This is a genomic window from Streptomyces sp. NPDC021093, assembly GCF_044333135.1.
Lineage (GTDB): Bacteria > Actinomycetota > Actinomycetes > Streptomycetales > Streptomycetaceae > Streptomyces.
The window spans coordinates 320,119-335,869 of sequence record NZ_JBIRQJ010000001.1; the positions used below are offsets into that span (position 1 = coordinate 320,119).

Here is a 15,751-nt window from a genome sequence, read left to right on the forward strand (position 1 = left end):
ATGAACCAGGGGCGGCCGATCGGGGCTCCGAGACCTTACGAAACGCGGACGTCGGCCCCGTCCCAGGGTGCGCGGGTGCCGCTGCGGCGGGCCGGAGTGCGAGGCTGAGGACATGCAGGAGCACAGGCAGGAGCACATGCGGGAGCACAGGCAGAACGCGCGGAGGGTCCTGGTCGTGGACGACGACCCGACGGTGGCCGAGGTGGTCACGGGCTACCTGGAGCGTGCGGGTTTCACGGTGGACCGGGCCGCCGACGGCCCCGGCGCGCTCGGGGCGGCCGAGCGGCACTGGCCCGACCTGGTCGTCCTCGACCTGATGCTGCCCGGCATGGACGGTCTCCAGGTCTGCCGGAGGCTGCGGGCCCGCGGGCCCGTTCCGGTGATCATGCTGACCGCGCGCAGCGGCGAGGAGGAGCGGATCCTCGGTCTGGAGGTCGGCGCGGACGACTACGTCACCAAGCCGTTCAGCCCGCGGGAGCTGGTGCTCCGCGTCGAGTCGGTGCTGCGCCGGGCGGCCCACGCGCCGACGCCGGGACCGCCGCTGCGGGTCTCGGGCCTTGAGGTGGACCCGGTGGCCCGCCGCGCCGCCAAGGACGGCCGTGAACTCGCCCTCACCCTGCGGGAGTTCGACCTGCTCGTGCACTTCCTCCGGCATCCGGGGCAGGTCTGCGGCCGGGAGCAGCTGATGCAGGAGGTGTGGGGGTGGGAGTTCGGCGACCTCTCCACGGTCACCGTCCACGTGCGGCGACTGCGGAGCAAGGTGGAGGACGATCCGGCCAGGCCCCGGCTCATTCAGACCGTCTGGGGCGCCGGATACCGCTTCGACCCGATTCCCGGTCCAGAAGACCCGCTTCCCGCTCCAGAAGACCCACTTCCCGAGGACTGACGCCGTGAACGACATCCTGCTCATCGCCCTCTACGCCTTCCTCGGCGCGGCCGGGGCCGGGCTGCTGGGCGCCGTCGTCCTGCATCTGCTGCGGCGCCGCTCGATCGCCGTCTCGCTCACCGTCGTCGCCGCGGTGGCGGTCACCGCGATGCTCGCGGGGACCCTCGCCGTCGCCCAGGCGATGTTCCTGTCCGCCCACGACCTCTCCGTGGTCACCCTGGTCGTCGCGATGACGGCGGTGGTGTCCCTGCCCACCGCACTCCTGCTCGGCCGCCGCCTCGTCGTGCACACCCGCCGACTGGCCCTGGCCGCAAGGGAGTTCGGGAACGGCGGCAGCTTCGTCGCACCCCCGGGTCCGTCCCCCGCCGAACTGGCCGCGCTCAGCGCGGAGCTGGCAGCCACCGGCGAGCGGCTGGCCGCGTCCCGGCAGCGCGAACGCGCCCTGGAGGCGTCCAGACGCGAGCTGGTCGCCTGGATCTCGCACGACCTGCGCACTCCGCTGGCCGGACTGCGCGCCATGTCGGAGGCGCTGGAGGACGGGGTCGTACAGGACACGGCCCGCTACCACCGGCAGATCCGCACCGAGGTGGACCGGCTCAACGCGATGGTCGGCGACCTGTTCGAGCTCTCCCGCATCCACGCCGGGGCGCTCGCCCTGGTACGCGCCCGCATCTCGGTGTACGACCTGGTCGGGGACGTGCTCGAAGGCGCGGACCCGCTCGCCAGGGAGCACGGGGTGCATCTGGTCGGGGACCGGGTCGACGCCGTCCCGGTCGAGGTGGACGGCAAGGAGATGACCAGGGTGCTGGCCAACCTCCTGGTCAACGCGATCCGGCACACTCCGGCCGACGGCACCGTGGCCGTCGCCGCCGAACGCCTCGCCGACACCGTGGTCCTCTCCGTCACCGACGGCTGCGGCGGCATCCCGCAGGAGGATCTGCCCCGGGTCTTCGACACCGGCTGGCGCGGCTCGGCGGCCAGGACCCCGCCGGCCGGGGCGGGGCTCGGCCTGGCCATCGTGCGGGGCATCGTCGAGGCGCACTCGGGCCGGGCTGAGGTCCACAACGTGGCGGGCGGCTGCCGCTTCGAGGTCACCCTCCCGGCCGCGACCGCGTAACGGGGCCAGGACCGGGGCCGGGACCGGGGCCGGGACCGAGCCGGGGCCCCGCCTCACTCCCCGCGCAGTCCGCTCAGCGCGAAGCCCGCCATCCCCGCCGCGAAGTCCGTCTCGGGCCGCCAGCCCAGTTCCGCCCGCAGCCGCGCCGAGTCCGCCGTGATGTGGCGTACGTCCCCCAGTCTGAACTCCCCCGTGACGACCGGCTGTTTGCCTCCGTGCGCCGCCGCGAGGGCCGTGGCCATCTCGCCGACCGTGTGCGGGTCGCCGCTGCCCACGTTGTACGCCGTGAGCGCGGCCGGGGCACGTGCGCCGAGCGACTCCAGGGCCAGGGCGTTGGCCGCGGCCACGTCCCTCACGTGGACGAAGTCCCGCCGCTGGCCGCCGTCCTCGAAGACCCGGGGCGCCTCGCCCCTGGCCAGCGCCGAGCGGAAGAGGGAGGCCACGCCCGCGTAGGGGGTGTCGCGGGGCATGCCGGGGCCGTACACGTTGTGGTAGCGCAGGGACACGGCCCGGCCGCCGGTCGCACGCGCCCAGGCCGCCGCCAGATGTTCCTGGGCCAGCTTGGTGGTGGCGTACACGTTGCGCGGATCGGTCGGCGCGTCCTCCGCCACGAGCCCCGGTGCCAACTCCGCTCCGCAGCTGGGGCACTGCGGCTCGAACCGCCCGGCCTCCAGCTGGTCCGCCGCGCGCGGTCCGGGGCGTACCGTGCCGTGCAGGGGGCAGTCGTAGCGCCCCTCCCCGTACACGACCATCGACCCGGCCAGCACCAGCCGGTCCACCCCGGCCCCGGCCATCTCGGCGAACAGCACCGCCGTCCCCAGGTCGTTGCAGCCCACGTAGGCGGGCGCGTCCGCGAAGTCCTTGCCGAGTCCCACCATCGCCGCCTGGTGGCACACCGCGTCCGCACCGCGCAGCACCCGCCGCACGGCCGCCGCGTCCCGCACGTCCGCGTGCACCCACTCGACGCCATCGGGCGGTACCGGCCGGGTGGGGTGTGCGGCCGGAAGCAGGGCGTCCAGCACCACCGGGTCGTGGCCTTCGGAGATCAGTCGTTCGACGATGTGCGAGCCGATGAAGCCCGCTCCGCCAGTCACAAGTACACGCATGGCACCGACGCTAGGGCCCGCGGGCCGCCCCGCCCACCGGGCACGCGCGCACGTCACCGCACCGTAAGAAGTGCCGCACCCGCCGCGCCTGCCGCACCTGCCGCACCTGCCGCATCCACCGCGGGGGCCGCCAGCGTCGGATAGTCCGTGTAGCCCAGCTCTCCGCCCACGTACATCAGACCCTTGTCCCGTACGGGATTGACGGGCGCGGCGGTGCGCAGGCGCTCGACCAGGTCGGGGTTGGCCAGGAACGGGCGGCCCAGGGCGATCAGATCGGCGCCCGCTGCCAGGAGGCGTTCGGCCTCGCGGCGGCCGCCGTCGGCCGGGATCCGGTCGGCCGGGAGCATCGGGTTGGCGATCAGGGTTCCGGGCCAGTTGGCGCGGATGTGCTGGAAGAGGGGTGCGTCGGGGTCGGCGTACACGAGGTGGAGGTACGCGAGGCCGCCCAGGTCCGCGAGGGCGGCGACGAGGGGCGGGTAGATGTCGTCGGTGTCGCCCTCGACGATGCCGTTGACGGTGAGGCCTGGGGACAGCCGTACGCCGACCCGCTCGGGGCCGATCGCCTCGGCCACGGCCCGGACGACCTCCACGACGAAGCGGATGCGGTGGGCTGCGGGGCCGCCGTACTCGTCGGTGCGGAGGTTGGTGTTCCGGCTGAGGAACTGGTGCAGGAGGTAGCCGTTGGCGCCGTGCACCTCGACCCCTTCGAAGCCCGCTTCGATCGCCTTGCGGGCCGCTTCGGCGAAGTCGGCGACGGTGGTGCGGATGTCGGCGGGGGTCATCTCCCGCGGTACGACGGCCGGTTGGTGGCCGGTGGCCGTGTGGATGGTGTCCGGGAGCGGGACGGCAGAGGGGGCGAGCGGGGTGTGGCCGCTGTTCTCGGGGTGGCCGACCCGTCCGCCGTGCTGGATCTGGAGGAACATCCGGCCGCCCTCGGCCCGTACCGCGTCCGTCACGCGACGCCAGCCCTCGACATGGGAGGCGGTGTGGATGCCGGCGGTGTTGGCGTACGTCTGGCTCACCGCGTTCGGCCGGGAGGCCTCGGCGATGATCAGGCCCGCGGTGGCCCGCTGGGCGTAGTAGGTGGCCATCAGCGGGAGCGGGGTGCCGTCGGCGGCTGCGCGGTTGCGGGTCAGGGGGGCCATGACGAGGCGGTTGGGGAGGGCGAGGGGGCCGAGGCGGGTGGGCTCGAAGAGGCGGGAAGAAAGGGGAGAGAGGGAGGAGAGGGAGGAGGGAGAGGTGGCGGGCCGTGTGAGGGTGGCTGCTGTCGTGTTCGTCATGTCCGTACGGTAGAAGTTGACACCAGTGTCAGATTCAAGTCCGGCGAGTGAGAGACGGGTTCGGGAATGCGGATCGGGGAACTGTCGGCGCGGACCGGAGTGAGCGAGCGGTCGCTGCGCTATTACGAGAAGCAGCTGCTGCTGGCCTCGGAACGTACGCCCGGCGGGCACCGCGACTATCCCGAGCGCGCCGTGGACCGGGTCGTACTCATCCAGCAGCTCTACGCGGCGGGCCTGCACAGCAAGAAGATCGCCGAACTGCTGCCCTGCATGCGCGACACCGACGGCGGCCCCTCCGACATCGCCACCCCGCGCCTGCTCGCCGAACTCACGGCGGAACGCGACCGCATCGACCGCATGATGGCGGACCTGGCACGGTCGAAGGAGGTCCTGGACGAGGTGATCGAAACGGCTTCGGAGGTGTCGGCGGTACGGGGGTGAGACGGCCGAATCGCGTCGTCCCTGTATGCGCACCTAACCGGGTACGGGGCGCGAGGCCTCGGTCACCCCGCACCTACCCAAGTGCGGGGCGCGAGGCCTCGGTCACCGTGGCCGTGCCGACGACGGGCCTGCCCTCGTGCATGATGAGCACGTCGCCGCGTGCGAGGTGCGTCCAGTGCTCGGGGGTGAGGGGCGCCAGCCGTACGTCGGCGGTTTCGCCCGGCCCGAGGGTCTCCGCCGATTCCACCCACAGCCTGGCGATGCTCGTGGACCGTTCGCCGTCGGCGGTACGGAGGCCGATGTCCCACACGGGCACGAGCCGGCCGTCCCCGTCGAAGGCGCTCCGGCGGGTTCCGCCCTCTTCCGGCGTCAGCAGCGTCAGCGTCGCGCGGAAGACGCCGTGCTCGGTCTCGCGGGCCCGCCACCGGCACCAGCGGCTGCTGCGGTCGAGCATCATCTGCCGCGCGGCCTCGGCGAGAAGCTCCCAGAAGGCCAGAGGGGCGCGGACCGAGCGGCTGTCGCCCAGGTCGACGAGGAGGTACAGCGCCAGCTCCCACTCCCGGCAGCCGATCTCCTCGCGCACGTCCCCCGCCGTGACACCGCTCGCGGACACGGCCCCGTCCGGCAGGAGGTCGGCCGCCCGACGGAGGAGGGTGAACGCGTCCACCACAGGATTCACGGGCAGGCGTACCCGTTACTCGCCGTCCGCGTAGGCCACCGCGGCGGCGTACCCCTGTGCCACGGTGATGTCCGTCAGCCGCCAGCCGGGGATGTCGCCCGGCCGGGGGCCGGTGCCGACGTACGTACCGTCGATCGGTACGGCGATCCCCGTCCCGGTCCCCTTGAGGTACGCCTCCTTCCGGCACCAGCAGCGGCCGAACGCGGCCTGCCGCGCGGCGTCGTCCGCGCTGAGGGCGCCCAGTTCGGCACGCTCGCGGGGGTGCAGGGTGGTGGCGACCTCGTCGGTCTGGGCGACATCGGGGACGAGCTCGACGTCGATCCCGACCGGAGTCGGACCGAAAGCGAAGAGGACCAGGTCACCGCTGTGCGAGAGCGAGAAGTGGAGGTCCGATCCGGGGACGCAGGGGCGCCCGTGGGGCTCCGGGCAGAGAGGGCAGTCCTCACGGCCGAGTACGACCGCGGCCGGGTCCTCACCGAGGTACGCGCCGAGCAGCCGACGGAGACCGACGTGGGCGGCGGCGTAGCGCTCCCGGTCGATGTCCCTGCGGAAGGCCGCGTGACGCTTGCGCTCGACGGCGTCGAACATGTCGTACGCTCCGGCGCCCGCCCCCGCGTCGTACTCGGAAACCCTCAACTGCCAGATGTCCGGGACCTCTTGGGGACGCAGGAACACGCCACCCGTGAGGGGTCCGGGAAGCAGCGTGCGCGGCGCGAGGAGCGCACTTGCCACCGGAGCGCCCCGCAAGGGGCGTCCCTCGCTCGCAGAGCTTGCGGAAGAGTCGAACATCAGGGCCTCGCAGGGTAGTCGGGGCGGGGGCTCGGGACTTGAACTGGACCTGGACCTGGACCGGGGACCGGGGACCGGTGCAGCATTTCACGCTTCGGTCCGCGTAGATCATTTCAGCCTGCGCAGACCGTTTCGGCCTGCGCGGATCACACGGGTAGGAGCCGTCAGCCTCCGGGCCTGCGCGCGGGGCACGGCGGCGGGCCGTACAGCCTGCCGAAGGCGTTTCGGACGGCGATCCGGCCCGCCTCGCGGAACGAGCCGTCGCGCGAGTCCATTTCGTGAACGCGCAGTTCCTGGAGGATGACGGCGACGGCCGCAGCCGCTCCCCCTGCTTCGAGTTCCTCCCGCAGTCCCGCCTCCAGCGCCGCGAGGTACCCGGGCACCTCCGGCAGGTCCGGTACGCGGGCCCCTGTGCCGACCTCGAAGGCGAGGCCCTCCTCCCAGGGCTCGAAGTCCACCGTGACCGCCGCGAAGTCGCCCGGACACCCGGCCTGACGGGCGTACGTCGCCCGCACGCCCGGCACCGGCCGGGGCGGGAACGTGCCCCGTTCCTCGCTCACACCGCTCACAGCACTCACATCACTCACAGCGCTCACAGAACTCACAGAACTCACAGCCACTCCGGCTGGTCGGTGCCCCAACTACTCACCGAACGCGCCCAGTTGTGCGGCGATCCCTCGTAGCTCACCGGAGGCAGCGCGTGTTCGAGCCTGCCGTACGGCGATTCGGTGACGCCCATCCACTGCCGGGGATCGTACGAATCGCCGCCCACGACGGAATCCTCCTCCGCCGCCCGCAGGTCCCCATGCATCAGCCAGGCCGCCGTGCCGACGAGCGAGTACCGCAAGTGGCTGCCGTGCCCGTCCTTCTGACGCTCCGTCAACGCACGCAGTACGCCCGCCGCGATGAGGTACCCGGTGCCGTGGTCCAGCGCCTGCGCGGGCAGGGCGCCCGGCCGGTCACCGGCCTCCGCTCCCGTCCCCGCTTCCCTCCCCTCCGACTCGATCGCCGCGATGCCGGTCCCCACCTGTACGAGGCTGTCGAAGCCGCGCCGCCCGGCCCACGGTCCGGTCCAGCCCCAGGCGCAGAGCTGGGCGACGATCAGGCCGGGATGCCGTTCCCGCAGCTCGTCGGGGGCCAGCCCGAGGGAGTCCAGGGCGCCGGGCCGGTATCCGGACAGGACGACGTCGGCCGAGGCCAGGAGCGCATCGAAGGTGTGCCGGTCGTCCTCGTCGGCGAGGTCGAGCAGGGTCGAGCGCTTGCCCATGCCGGTGTCGGCGTACGTGTCGGCCTCCTCCGGCAGGTGCGGCGAGTCGATGCGCAGTACGTCCGCGCCGAGCAGTCCGAGGGTCCGTGCGGCCACCGGTCCCGCGAGGACCCGGGTCAGGTCCAGCACCCGTACCCCCTCGGCCGGAAGCGGCGCCTCCGCCAGCCGCCCGGCACCGGCGACGGCGGCACCGGCGACAGCAGTACCACCGACGGCAGCACCGCCGACCGCCCGCCGCGTCTCTACCAGAGGTACGTCGCCGGGCGCGGCCGGAGCCGGGGCCAACGCCACCGCGAGCCCGCCCGCCTCGTACACCGCCTCCTGCACCTGCCGCGCGGAACGCTTCGCCAGCTCCCCCGCCAGCACCTCCGCAAGCTCCCGGTCGTCCCGAGAGCCGTCTCCGCCGTCCGGGATGCCCAGTGCGGCGAGCAGCCGGGCCCGGTGGTGCGGGTAGTTGGCATGCGTGCGCACCCACCCGTCGGCGGTGCGCCAGAAGCCGGACAGCGGTGCGAAGTTGACCGGGGCGCGCCCGTCCATCCGCAGCACCCGCTCGCTGTGGAACGCCGTGGCGACGGCCCCTTCGGAGACCCGTACCGCGGGCACCTCCCCGCCGTTGCGCGCCGCAGCCAGTTCCGCGGCGGCAAGCGAGCAGACGCCGACCGATGTCCGTGCCAACTCCCGTACCGGCAACCGGGCGGACAGCACGTCGCCCGCGTCGCGCACGTACGCGACCTTCTCGACGAGCCCCGGCGGCCCCCCGAGCGCCGACCAGGCGTGGGCGGTCGCGGCGTCGGGGGTGGGACCGGACCCGGGGTCGCGGTCTCGCTCGCGGTCGGTGATCGTCATCCCGTCAGGATGCAACATGCGGGCCCCGCCGGAGCCCGCATGTGATCCAGCTATCACGCCTCAGCCTCTCCCTCCGCCGACGGGGCGGTGCCGGAGGCGGTGGCCGAAGCGCTGGTCGGGGCAGTAGCGGGCTTGGTGGCGCGGATGATCGCGGAGTGCATGCCGTCGGCGACGGAGTGGGTGGGGGTGATCTCGATGCCGGTGAATCCGGCGGCTGCGAGGCCCCGGCGGTACTCGGCGAAGGAGAGCGCTCCGGCGATGCAGCCGACGTGGTCGCCGCGTTCCGCCCGCTGTTCGGGGCTGAGGGTGTCGTCGGCGACGACGTCGGAGATGCCGATCCGGCCGCCGGGGGTGAGGACCCGGTAGGTCTCGGCGAAGACGGCGGGCTTGTCGGTGGAGAGGTTCACGACGCAGTTGGAGATGACGACGTCGATGGTGTTCGCGGGCAGCGGGACCGCCTCGATGGCGCCCTTGAGGAACTCGACGTTGGTGGCGCCGGCCTTCTTCTGGTTGGCGAGGGCGAGGGCGAGCATTTCCTCGGTCATGTCGAGGCCGTACGCCTTGCCGGTGGGGCCGACCCGGCGGGCGGAGAGGAGGACGTCGATGCCGCCGCCGGAACCGAGGTCCAGGACCCTCTCGCCCTCGTTGAGGTCGGCGACCGCGGTGGGGTTTCCGCAGCCGAGCGAGGCGGCGACGGCTTCGGCGGGCAGTTCGTCGCGCTCGGTGGCGGCGTAGAGGGTTCCGCCGAAGTTCTCGTCGACCTCGATCGCGGCCGGTCCGCAGCAGGCGGTGCCGCCCTCGGCGACCTGGAGCGCGGCGGCCGCATAGCGGCGGCGGACGGTTTCGCGGAGGTCGGTGTGCTGCTCGGCGGACTGCACGGTGGGCTGCTCCGTGTGCTGCTCTGTCATGACCCTCACTCCTCGGCAGTGGTGCCCCCAACGGGCTGCATTGATACTTCTCGATGCAACCTTGCGCGCTGGATCGAAGAACGTCAACATAGAAGCATGTCGAATCAAGAACTGCCGGTGCTCGGCCAGGACGGCGCCGGAGGATGCTGTCCGACCCTGCTGAGCGCCCCCATGGCCGAGGACCGGGCCGTCGAGCTGGCGAAGGTGTTCAAGGCCCTGGGCGACCCGGTCCGGCTGCGGCTGCTGTCGATGATCGCGTCGCGGGAGGGCGGGGAGATCTGCGTCTGCGACCTGACTCCGGCGTTCGACCTGTCCCAGCCGACGATCTCCCATCATCTGAAGCTGCTGAAGCAGGCCGGGCTGATCGCCTCCGAGCGGCGTGGGACGTGGGTGTACTACCGGCTGCTTCCCGCGACGACCGACCGGCTCTCGGCAGTCCTCGCGAACCCTCAGTCGGAAGTGCCGTCCGGGGCCGCGTCATGAGCGGGACGACGACCGCCGCGACCGCCCCCACCGCGCCGGTCGCGGCCCGCCTCTCCTTCCTGGACCGCTTCCTCGCAGTGTGGATCCTGCTCGCGATGGCCGCCGGTCTCGGCCTCGGCCGTCTCGTGCCCGGCCTCGGGGACGCGCTGGCGAAGGTCACCGTCACCGGCGTCTCCCTGCCGATCGCGCTGGGCCTGCTGGTGATGATGTATCCGGTGCTGGCCAAGGTCCGCTACGACCGGCTCGACTCGGTCACCCGCGATCGCCGCCTGCTTCTCCCCTCCCTGGTCCTGAACTGGGTACTGGGCCCTGCCCTGATGTTCGCCCTGGCCTGGCTCTTCCTGCCGGATCTCCCCGAGTACCGGACCGGGCTGATCGTCGTCGGCCTCGCCCGGTGCATCGCCATGGTGATCATCTGGAACGACCTGGCGTGCGGCGACCGGGAGGCCGCGGCCGTCCTCGTCGCCCTCAACTCCGTGTTCCAGGTGTTCGCGTTCGGCCTGCTGGGCTGGTTCTACCTCTCCGTACTGCCGGGCTGGCTCGGTCTTGAGACCACCGGGCTGCACGTGTCGGTGTGGGAGATCGCCCGCAGCGTCCTCATCTTCCTCGGCATCCCCCTCGCCGCCGGATTCCTGACCCGCAAGCTGGGCGAGAAGGCCAAGGGGCGGGTCTGGTACGAGGCGAAGCTGATCCCGCGGATCGGCCCGTTCGCGCTCTACGGGCTGCTGTTCACGATCGTCGTGCTGTTCGCCCTGCAGGGCGACGCGATCACCTCGCAGCCGGTGGACGTACTGCGGATCGCGCTGCCGCTGCTGGTGTACTTCGCCGTGATGTGGGCCGGATCCATGGCGCTGGGCAAGGCCGTCGGCCTCAATTACCCGAAGGCCACGACGCTCGCGTTCACCGCGGCGGGCAACAACTTCGAGCTCGCCATCGCGGTCGCCATCGCCACTTTCGGCGCCTCCTCGGGGCAGGCCCTGGCCGGAGTCGTGGGCCCGCTCATCGAAGTGCCCGTACTGATCGGCCTGGTCCATGTGGCCCTCGCGGCCCGCCGCTGGTTTCCCGCCGCTGAGTCCCTTGAGTCCCTTGAGTCCCTGTCGGCCCCTGCGACCGTCGCCGTCACTGAGGAAGGTTCCCCCCGTGCCTGAACCCCTGTCCGCGAGGCCCTCCGTCCTGTTCGTCTGCGTCCACAACGCGGGCCGTTCCCAGATGGCCGCCGCCTTCCTCACCCACCTCGCCCAGGGGCGGGTCGAAGTCCGCTCAGCGGGTTCCGCCCCCGCGGACTCGGTGAACCCGGCGGTCGTCGAGGCGATGCACGAGGTCGGCATCGACCTCGCCGCCCAGACCCCCAAGCTGCTGACGACCGAGGCCGTCCGGGCGTCCGACGTGGTCATCACCATGGGCTGCGGGGACGCCTGCCCCGTCTTCCCCGGCAAGCGGTACCTCGACTGGAAGCTCGACGACCCGGCAGGACAGGGCGTCGAAGCGGTCCGGCCGATCCGGGACGCGATCGAAGCCCGCGTCCGCACCCTCCTGGACGAGACACTGCGGGACGAGACCCTCCTGGACGAGACACTGCGGGACGGGACACTGCGGGGCGACCTCCCGCCCGCAGAAGGCTGAAGTCGCCTCCGTAAATTGGTCCCATGACGGAGAGTACGCAGGCCACAGCAGGAACGCGGCCGCAGGAGAAGCAAAAACGGGGCGGCCGGAGGCGCAAGCCGAAACAGACACGCATACCAGGGATCTCGCGAGTACGGCCGTCCGTACTCATGGCCGCTGGGACCGTCGTGTCCCGGGCGACGGGGCTGCTGCGGACGGTCCTTCAGGCCGGGGCGCTCGGCACCGGCCTCCTCGCGACCACGTACAACCAGGCCAACGTCGTCCCCGCGAGCCTGTACTTCCTCCTCATCGGCGGTGCGCTCAACTCCGTCCTCGTACCGCAGCTGGTACGGGCCCGGCTGGAACACGCCGACGGCGGGCGGGCGTTCGAGCAGCGGCTCGTCACCCTGACGATGTCGGTGCTCGGCGTCGGCACGCTGCTGGCGGTGTGGGCGGCGCCGCAGATCATCAGCGTCTACCAGAGCGACACGCCGGAAACCCACGAGGCGTTCCAACTGACCGTCGTCTTCGCCAGGTTCCTCCTCCCGCAGATCTTCTTCTACGGGCTGTTCAGCATCCTGGGCCAAGTGCTCAACGCGCGCGGCAAGTTCGGGGCGATGATGTGGACGCCCGTCCTCAACAACATCATCCTGATCGGGATGTTCGGGGCGTACGTCGGCCTGATGGCCGTGCCGGACACGGTGCAGGACATCACGTCGACGCAGGTCACCCTGCTCGGCGCGGGTACGACGCTGGCGCTCGCCGTGCAGGCACTGTCGCTGGTCCCCTTCGCGCGGGCGGCCGGTTTCCGGTTCCGGCCGCGCTTCGACTGGCGCGGGACCGGGCTCGGCAAGAGCATCAGCGCGGCGCGGTGGACACTGCTGTTCGTCCTGGCGAACCTGGCGGCGAGCACGGTCGTGACGCGTTACGCCTCCGCGGCCGACACCGAACTCCCCACCGCGGGCGTCGGATTCTCCTCCTACACCTACGCGAACACCATCTTCTCCCTCCCCCAGTCGGTCGTCACCGTGTCCCTCGTGACGGCCCTGCTGCCGCAGATGAGCCGGGCCGTCGCCGAGCACCGGCTGGACGACCTGCGCGGCGACCTCTCCCGGGCGCTGCGCACCAGCGGCGTGATCATCGTCCCCGCGGCGTTCTTCTTCGCCGCGCTGGGCCCGGAGCTCGCGCAGGTGATCTTCACCCACGGGCCGGCCGCCGACCCGCAGAGCGTCGTGCCCCTCGGCCAGATGCTGCAGGCGTTCGGGCTCGGCCTGATCCCGTTCTCCGCGCAGTACATGCTGCTGCGCGGCTTCTACGCCTTCGAGGACACGCGGACGCCGTTCTGGATGGCGCTGTGGATCAGCGCCGCGAACATCGCCCTGGCCACCGGCTGCCATCTGCTGCTGCCCCCGCGCTGGTCGGTCGTCGGCCTCGCGGGTGCGTACGCGCTCTCGTACGCCCTCGGGCTCCTGCTCACCGCGTGGCGTCTGCGCCGCCGGCTGGAGGGGCGGCTCGACGGGCGGCAAGTGGCCGTCACCTACGGCAAGCTGACCGCGGCCTCGCTCGTGGCCGGGGCCGCCGGGTGGGCCGTGGCCCGCGTCTGCTCCGACGCCGTGCCGGCGGGCTGGGCACCGGCCGTGAGTCTGGTGGCCGGGGGTGCGGCGATGCTGCTGGTCTTCGTGCTCCTCGCGAAGGCCATGCGGGTCGAGGAGCTGCGGAGCCTGCCGGGTCTTGGCAGGCGGCGGGCGCAGGCGTAGCAGCGGGCGCAGGCGTAGCAGGCACGGATGTGGGCGCGCGCGGAAATTCGCGCGCGCCCGGGGGCCGCTGCGGGGATGATCGGGGCCATGTGTGCCGCCAGTAGCAAGATGCATGCCGACGAGGCCGACATCGACGTTCCTCTCGTACGACGCCTGGTCGCTGCCCAGTTCCCGCAGTGGGCCGGGCTTCCGGTCGAGGCTGTCGCGTCGTCGGGTACGGAGAACGCGATGTTCCGGCTCGGTCCTGACCTGGCCGTGCGGCTGCCCCGGATCGCCAGGGCCGTCGACGACGTGGAGCGGGAGCAGCGGTGGCTGCCCGAGCTGGGGGCCCGGCTCCCGGTGCCGATTCCCGCGCCCGTCGGGGTGGGGGCGGCGGGCGAAGGCTTTCCGTGGGCCTGGTCGGTCTACCGGTGGCTGGAGGGGAGCAACCCCGAGGCCGGGAACGTACCCGAACCCGCCTTGCTGGCAAAGGAGTTGGCGGAGTTCGTGACGGCCCTGCGGCGGATCGCGCCCGTTCCTGACGCACCCGTCTGCGGGCGGGGCGGGCCGCTCGCCTCGCCGGGCCGGGACGCGGGGACCCGCCGGGCCATCGAGGAGTTGCGCGGCCTTCCGGAGGAGGGCGTGGACGTCGACGCGGTGACCGCGGTGTGGGACTCGGCGCTCGCGCTTCCCGGGAGTGCGGGCACCGGTGAGGTGCACTGGGTGCACGGCGACCTCTCGCCCGGCAACGTCCTGCTGCACGACGGCCGGCTCTCCGCCGTCATCGACTTCGGCACCGTGGGCGTCGGCAGTCCCACCGTCGACCTGATCCCGGCCTGGAACCTCCTCCCCGCCGAGGCCAGGACCGCCTTCCGTACCCAGCTCCGGGTGGACGACGCCACGTGGGAGCTCGGGCGGGCGTGGGCACTGAGCATCTCGCTCATCCAGCTCCCGTACTACCGGACCACGAACCCGGCGCTCGCGGCCAACTCGCGGCACGTCATCGGGGAAGTACTGGTGGACGCGGGGCTCGCGGCCCGGGAGTGAGCCGCCCGCACCGCCGGCCCCGCGAGCCGTCTCCCCGGAGCAGCGAACCGGTGGACCGGTATGGGGAAATCGGCGACGATGCCCCCATGGCAGTGGAGCGTTTCAAGGACGGAACCGTGTCGGGCCGGGGCGACAGCGCGGACGGCCGACGGGTGGGCCCATGGACGTTCTACTTCCGCAACGGCCGTACGAAGGCGACCGGCAGCTACGCGGCGGGCCGGCTGGACGGCGAGTGGGCCTGGTACCGGTCCGACGGCGGCCCCCTTCAGCAGGGCGCCTTCGTGGCCGGCCAGCAGGACGGACCCTGGCGACGGTGGCACAGCACGGGCGCCCTGCTGGACGAGGGAACGTACGCCCTCGGCAGGAGGACCGGCGAGTGGGTCACGTACGACGACGCGGGCGAAGTGGTGAAGCGCAGGATCCACCGCTGAACCGCCCCTACGAGTCCCCGTAGCGGGTGACGATCGCGGCGGCGCGGTCGCGCAGGGAGGTGCGCAACGACTGCGGGGCCAGGGCTTCCGCGTCCGTGCCGAGCTGCCACAGCGCCCATTCGGCGTGCCGTGAATCCTGGAAGGTCACCTCCAGCCGCAGCCGGCCGTCCGCATCGGGCTCTTCCGCGCGGACGGCAAGCGCGGTGTCCAGCAGCTCCTCCCGCCGCGCCGGGTCCACCCGTACCAGCACGGTGAGGTGGTCGCCGCCGGAGAGGAACCGCGCGCTGCGCTCCCGCCAGATCCGGTCCAGATCGACCCGGTCCGGCCGCTGTGCCGGTTCGGGGAGTTCCTCGGCTGCCAGCACCCGCGACAGCCGATAGGTGCGGTCCGCGCCGGATCTCGTGGCCAGCAAGTAGCCCCGGTCCCGTGCGGTGACCAGGCCGATCGGATCCACCGTCCGCCACTGTGGCGGCCGGCCGGTGGCCGCGTAGTGGATGCGGAGCCTGTGCCCGGCGAGCACCGCGCGCCTGACCTCGGTCATCGTCGTGCCGGGCACCTCCTCGGTGACCCGCCGGCGTGCGAGCAGGTCGGTCTCCGGGTCGACGAGAAATCGCCGAGCGGCATCGCTCGCGGAGGCGCGATGACTTTCGGGCAGCGCGTCGACCACCTTGCGCATGGCCGAAGCGAGCGCCGGGCCGAGGCCTAGCACCTGCTGACCGCGGACCGACCCCGCGGTCAGCAGGGCGAGGGCCTCGTCGTGGTTCAGTCCGGTGAACTCGGTGTCATGGTTCAGTCCGGTGAACTCGGTCCGGAAGCCGGGCAACAACGCGAACCCGCCGTGCCTGCCGCGTTCGGCGTAGACCGGGACGCCGGCCGCGGACAGCGCCTCGATGTCGCGCAGCACCGTACGGGTGGACACCTCCAGCTCCCGGGCCAGCGTGTCCGCGGTCAGCCGACCGCGCTGACGCAGCAGCAGCATCAGCGATATCAACCGGTCGGCACACATGCGAAGAATTTATCGGAATACGTGACCAAGGATGTCGTGATTTGCTGCGAGGCTCCTCAACACACCGTCGCAGCCGGTGGCCACCGAGCCGACGGACGGACGTACGCACGCACTCCCCATGGATCGA

At 72.3% G+C, this 15,751-nt stretch carries 17 protein-coding genes; 9 read left to right on the forward strand and 8 right to left on the reverse strand.

What is annotated here, in order from left to right; all coding sequences use genetic code 11:
• Nucleotides 1-112 precede the first annotated feature (112 nt).
• Nucleotides 113-886: a response regulator transcription factor gene (locus tag ACH4SP_RS01455; protein WP_398408135.1), complete on the forward strand. Its 774-nt coding sequence runs from the start codon at nt 113-115 to the stop codon at nt 884-886.
• Between the two features lie 4 nt (nt 887-890).
• Nucleotides 891-2,003 carry a sensor histidine kinase gene (locus ACH4SP_RS01460; RefSeq protein WP_398408136.1) on the forward strand — a complete coding sequence of 371 codons (1,113 nt, stop codon included), beginning with the start codon at nt 891-893 and terminating at the stop codon, nt 2,001-2,003.
• A 53-nt stretch (nt 2,004-2,056) separates the two neighbouring features.
• Here ACH4SP_RS01460 and ACH4SP_RS01465 read toward each other — a convergent pair whose 3' ends face one another.
• Both ACH4SP_RS01465 and ACH4SP_RS01470 read right to left on the reverse strand, forming a co-directional pair.
• Entirely contained in the window at nt 2,057-3,109 is a 1,053-nt protein-coding gene (locus ACH4SP_RS01465) for an NAD-dependent epimerase/dehydratase family protein (protein WP_398408137.1), read from the reverse strand.
• A gap of 53 nt (nt 3,110-3,162) precedes the next feature.
• Nucleotides 3,163-4,389, reverse strand: a complete 1,227-nt coding sequence (locus ACH4SP_RS01470; protein WP_398408138.1) for an alkene reductase — start codon at nt 4,387-4,389, stop codon at nt 3,163-3,165.
• Nucleotides 4,390-4,455: 66 nt separating this feature from the next.
• Between ACH4SP_RS01470 and ACH4SP_RS01475 the strand changes: the two genes are divergently transcribed.
• Nucleotides 4,456-4,830 (forward strand): MerR family transcriptional regulator, encoded by a 375-nt coding sequence (locus tag ACH4SP_RS01475; protein WP_398408139.1) that lies wholly within the window; start codon nt 4,456-4,458, stop codon nt 4,828-4,830.
• Between the two features lie 73 nt (nt 4,831-4,903).
• On the opposite strand, the gene ACH4SP_RS01480 is transcribed toward ACH4SP_RS01475, so the two are convergent.
• The 5 genes from ACH4SP_RS01480 to arsM form a co-directional block, all read right to left on the reverse strand.
• The gene (locus ACH4SP_RS01480; RefSeq protein ID WP_398408140.1) at nt 4,904-5,509 is read right to left on the reverse strand and encodes a hypothetical protein; all 606 of its coding nucleotides are present in this window, start codon (nt 5,507-5,509) and stop codon (nt 4,904-4,906) included.
• Nucleotides 5,510-5,524: 15 nt separating this feature from the next.
• Complete coding sequence (locus tag ACH4SP_RS01485; protein ID WP_398408141.1) at nt 5,525-6,241, reverse strand: 4'-phosphopantetheinyl transferase family protein; 717 nt, start codon at nt 6,239-6,241, stop codon at nt 5,525-5,527.
• 221 nt (nt 6,242-6,462) lie between these two features.
• Entirely contained in the window at nt 6,463-6,858 is a 396-nt protein-coding gene (locus ACH4SP_RS01490; protein WP_398408142.1) for a hypothetical protein, read from the reverse strand.
• Nucleotides 6,859-6,908: 50 nt separating this feature from the next.
• Entirely contained in the window at nt 6,909-8,411 is a 1,503-nt protein-coding gene (locus ACH4SP_RS01495) for a CoA transferase (RefSeq protein WP_398408143.1), read from the reverse strand.
• A gap of 53 nt (nt 8,412-8,464) precedes the next feature.
• Nucleotides 8,465-9,319, reverse strand: a complete 855-nt coding sequence (arsM, locus tag ACH4SP_RS01500; protein ID WP_398408144.1) for an arsenite methyltransferase — start codon at nt 9,317-9,319, stop codon at nt 8,465-8,467.
• Between the two features lie 96 nt (nt 9,320-9,415).
• Between arsM and ACH4SP_RS01505 the strand changes: the two genes are divergently transcribed.
• The 6 genes from ACH4SP_RS01505 (at nt 9,416) to ACH4SP_RS01530 (ending at nt 14,618) form a co-directional block, all read left to right on the forward strand.
• The gene (locus tag ACH4SP_RS01505) at nt 9,416-9,802 is read left to right on the forward strand and encodes an ArsR/SmtB family transcription factor (RefSeq protein ID WP_398408145.1); all 387 of its coding nucleotides are present in this window, start codon (nt 9,416-9,418) and stop codon (nt 9,800-9,802) included.
• Nucleotides 9,799-10,950, forward strand: a complete 1,152-nt coding sequence (gene arsB / locus ACH4SP_RS01510) for an ACR3 family arsenite efflux transporter (RefSeq protein ID WP_398408146.1) — start codon at nt 9,799-9,801, stop codon at nt 10,948-10,950. The genes ACH4SP_RS01505 and arsB overlap by 4 nt, the downstream gene beginning before the upstream one ends.
• Nucleotides 10,951-11,011: 61 nt before the next feature.
• A complete protein-coding gene (locus ACH4SP_RS01515; RefSeq protein ID WP_398409482.1) occupies nt 11,012-11,425 on the forward strand; it encodes an arsenate reductase ArsC in 414 nt (137 codons plus the stop codon).
• Between the two features lie 23 nt (nt 11,426-11,448).
• Nucleotides 11,449-13,161 (forward strand): murein biosynthesis integral membrane protein MurJ, encoded by a 1,713-nt coding sequence (murJ, locus tag ACH4SP_RS01520; RefSeq protein ID WP_398408147.1) that lies wholly within the window; start codon nt 11,449-11,451, stop codon nt 13,159-13,161.
• Between the two features lie 87 nt (nt 13,162-13,248).
• On the forward strand, nt 13,249-14,187 hold the full coding sequence (locus ACH4SP_RS01525) for an aminoglycoside phosphotransferase family protein (protein ID WP_398408148.1): 939 nt from the start codon (nt 13,249-13,251) through the stop codon (nt 14,185-14,187).
• Between the two features lie 86 nt (nt 14,188-14,273).
• Nucleotides 14,274-14,618 (forward strand): toxin-antitoxin system YwqK family antitoxin, encoded by a 345-nt coding sequence (locus tag ACH4SP_RS01530; protein ID WP_398408149.1) that lies wholly within the window; start codon nt 14,274-14,276, stop codon nt 14,616-14,618.
• A 7-nt stretch (nt 14,619-14,625) separates the two neighbouring features.
• On the opposite strand, the gene ACH4SP_RS01535 is transcribed toward ACH4SP_RS01530, so the two are convergent.
• Nucleotides 14,626-15,624, reverse strand: coding sequence for a helix-turn-helix transcriptional regulator (locus ACH4SP_RS01535; protein ID WP_398408150.1), 999 nt, complete (start codon nt 15,622-15,624; stop codon nt 14,626-14,628).
• Nucleotides 15,625-15,751 lie beyond the last annotated feature (127 nt).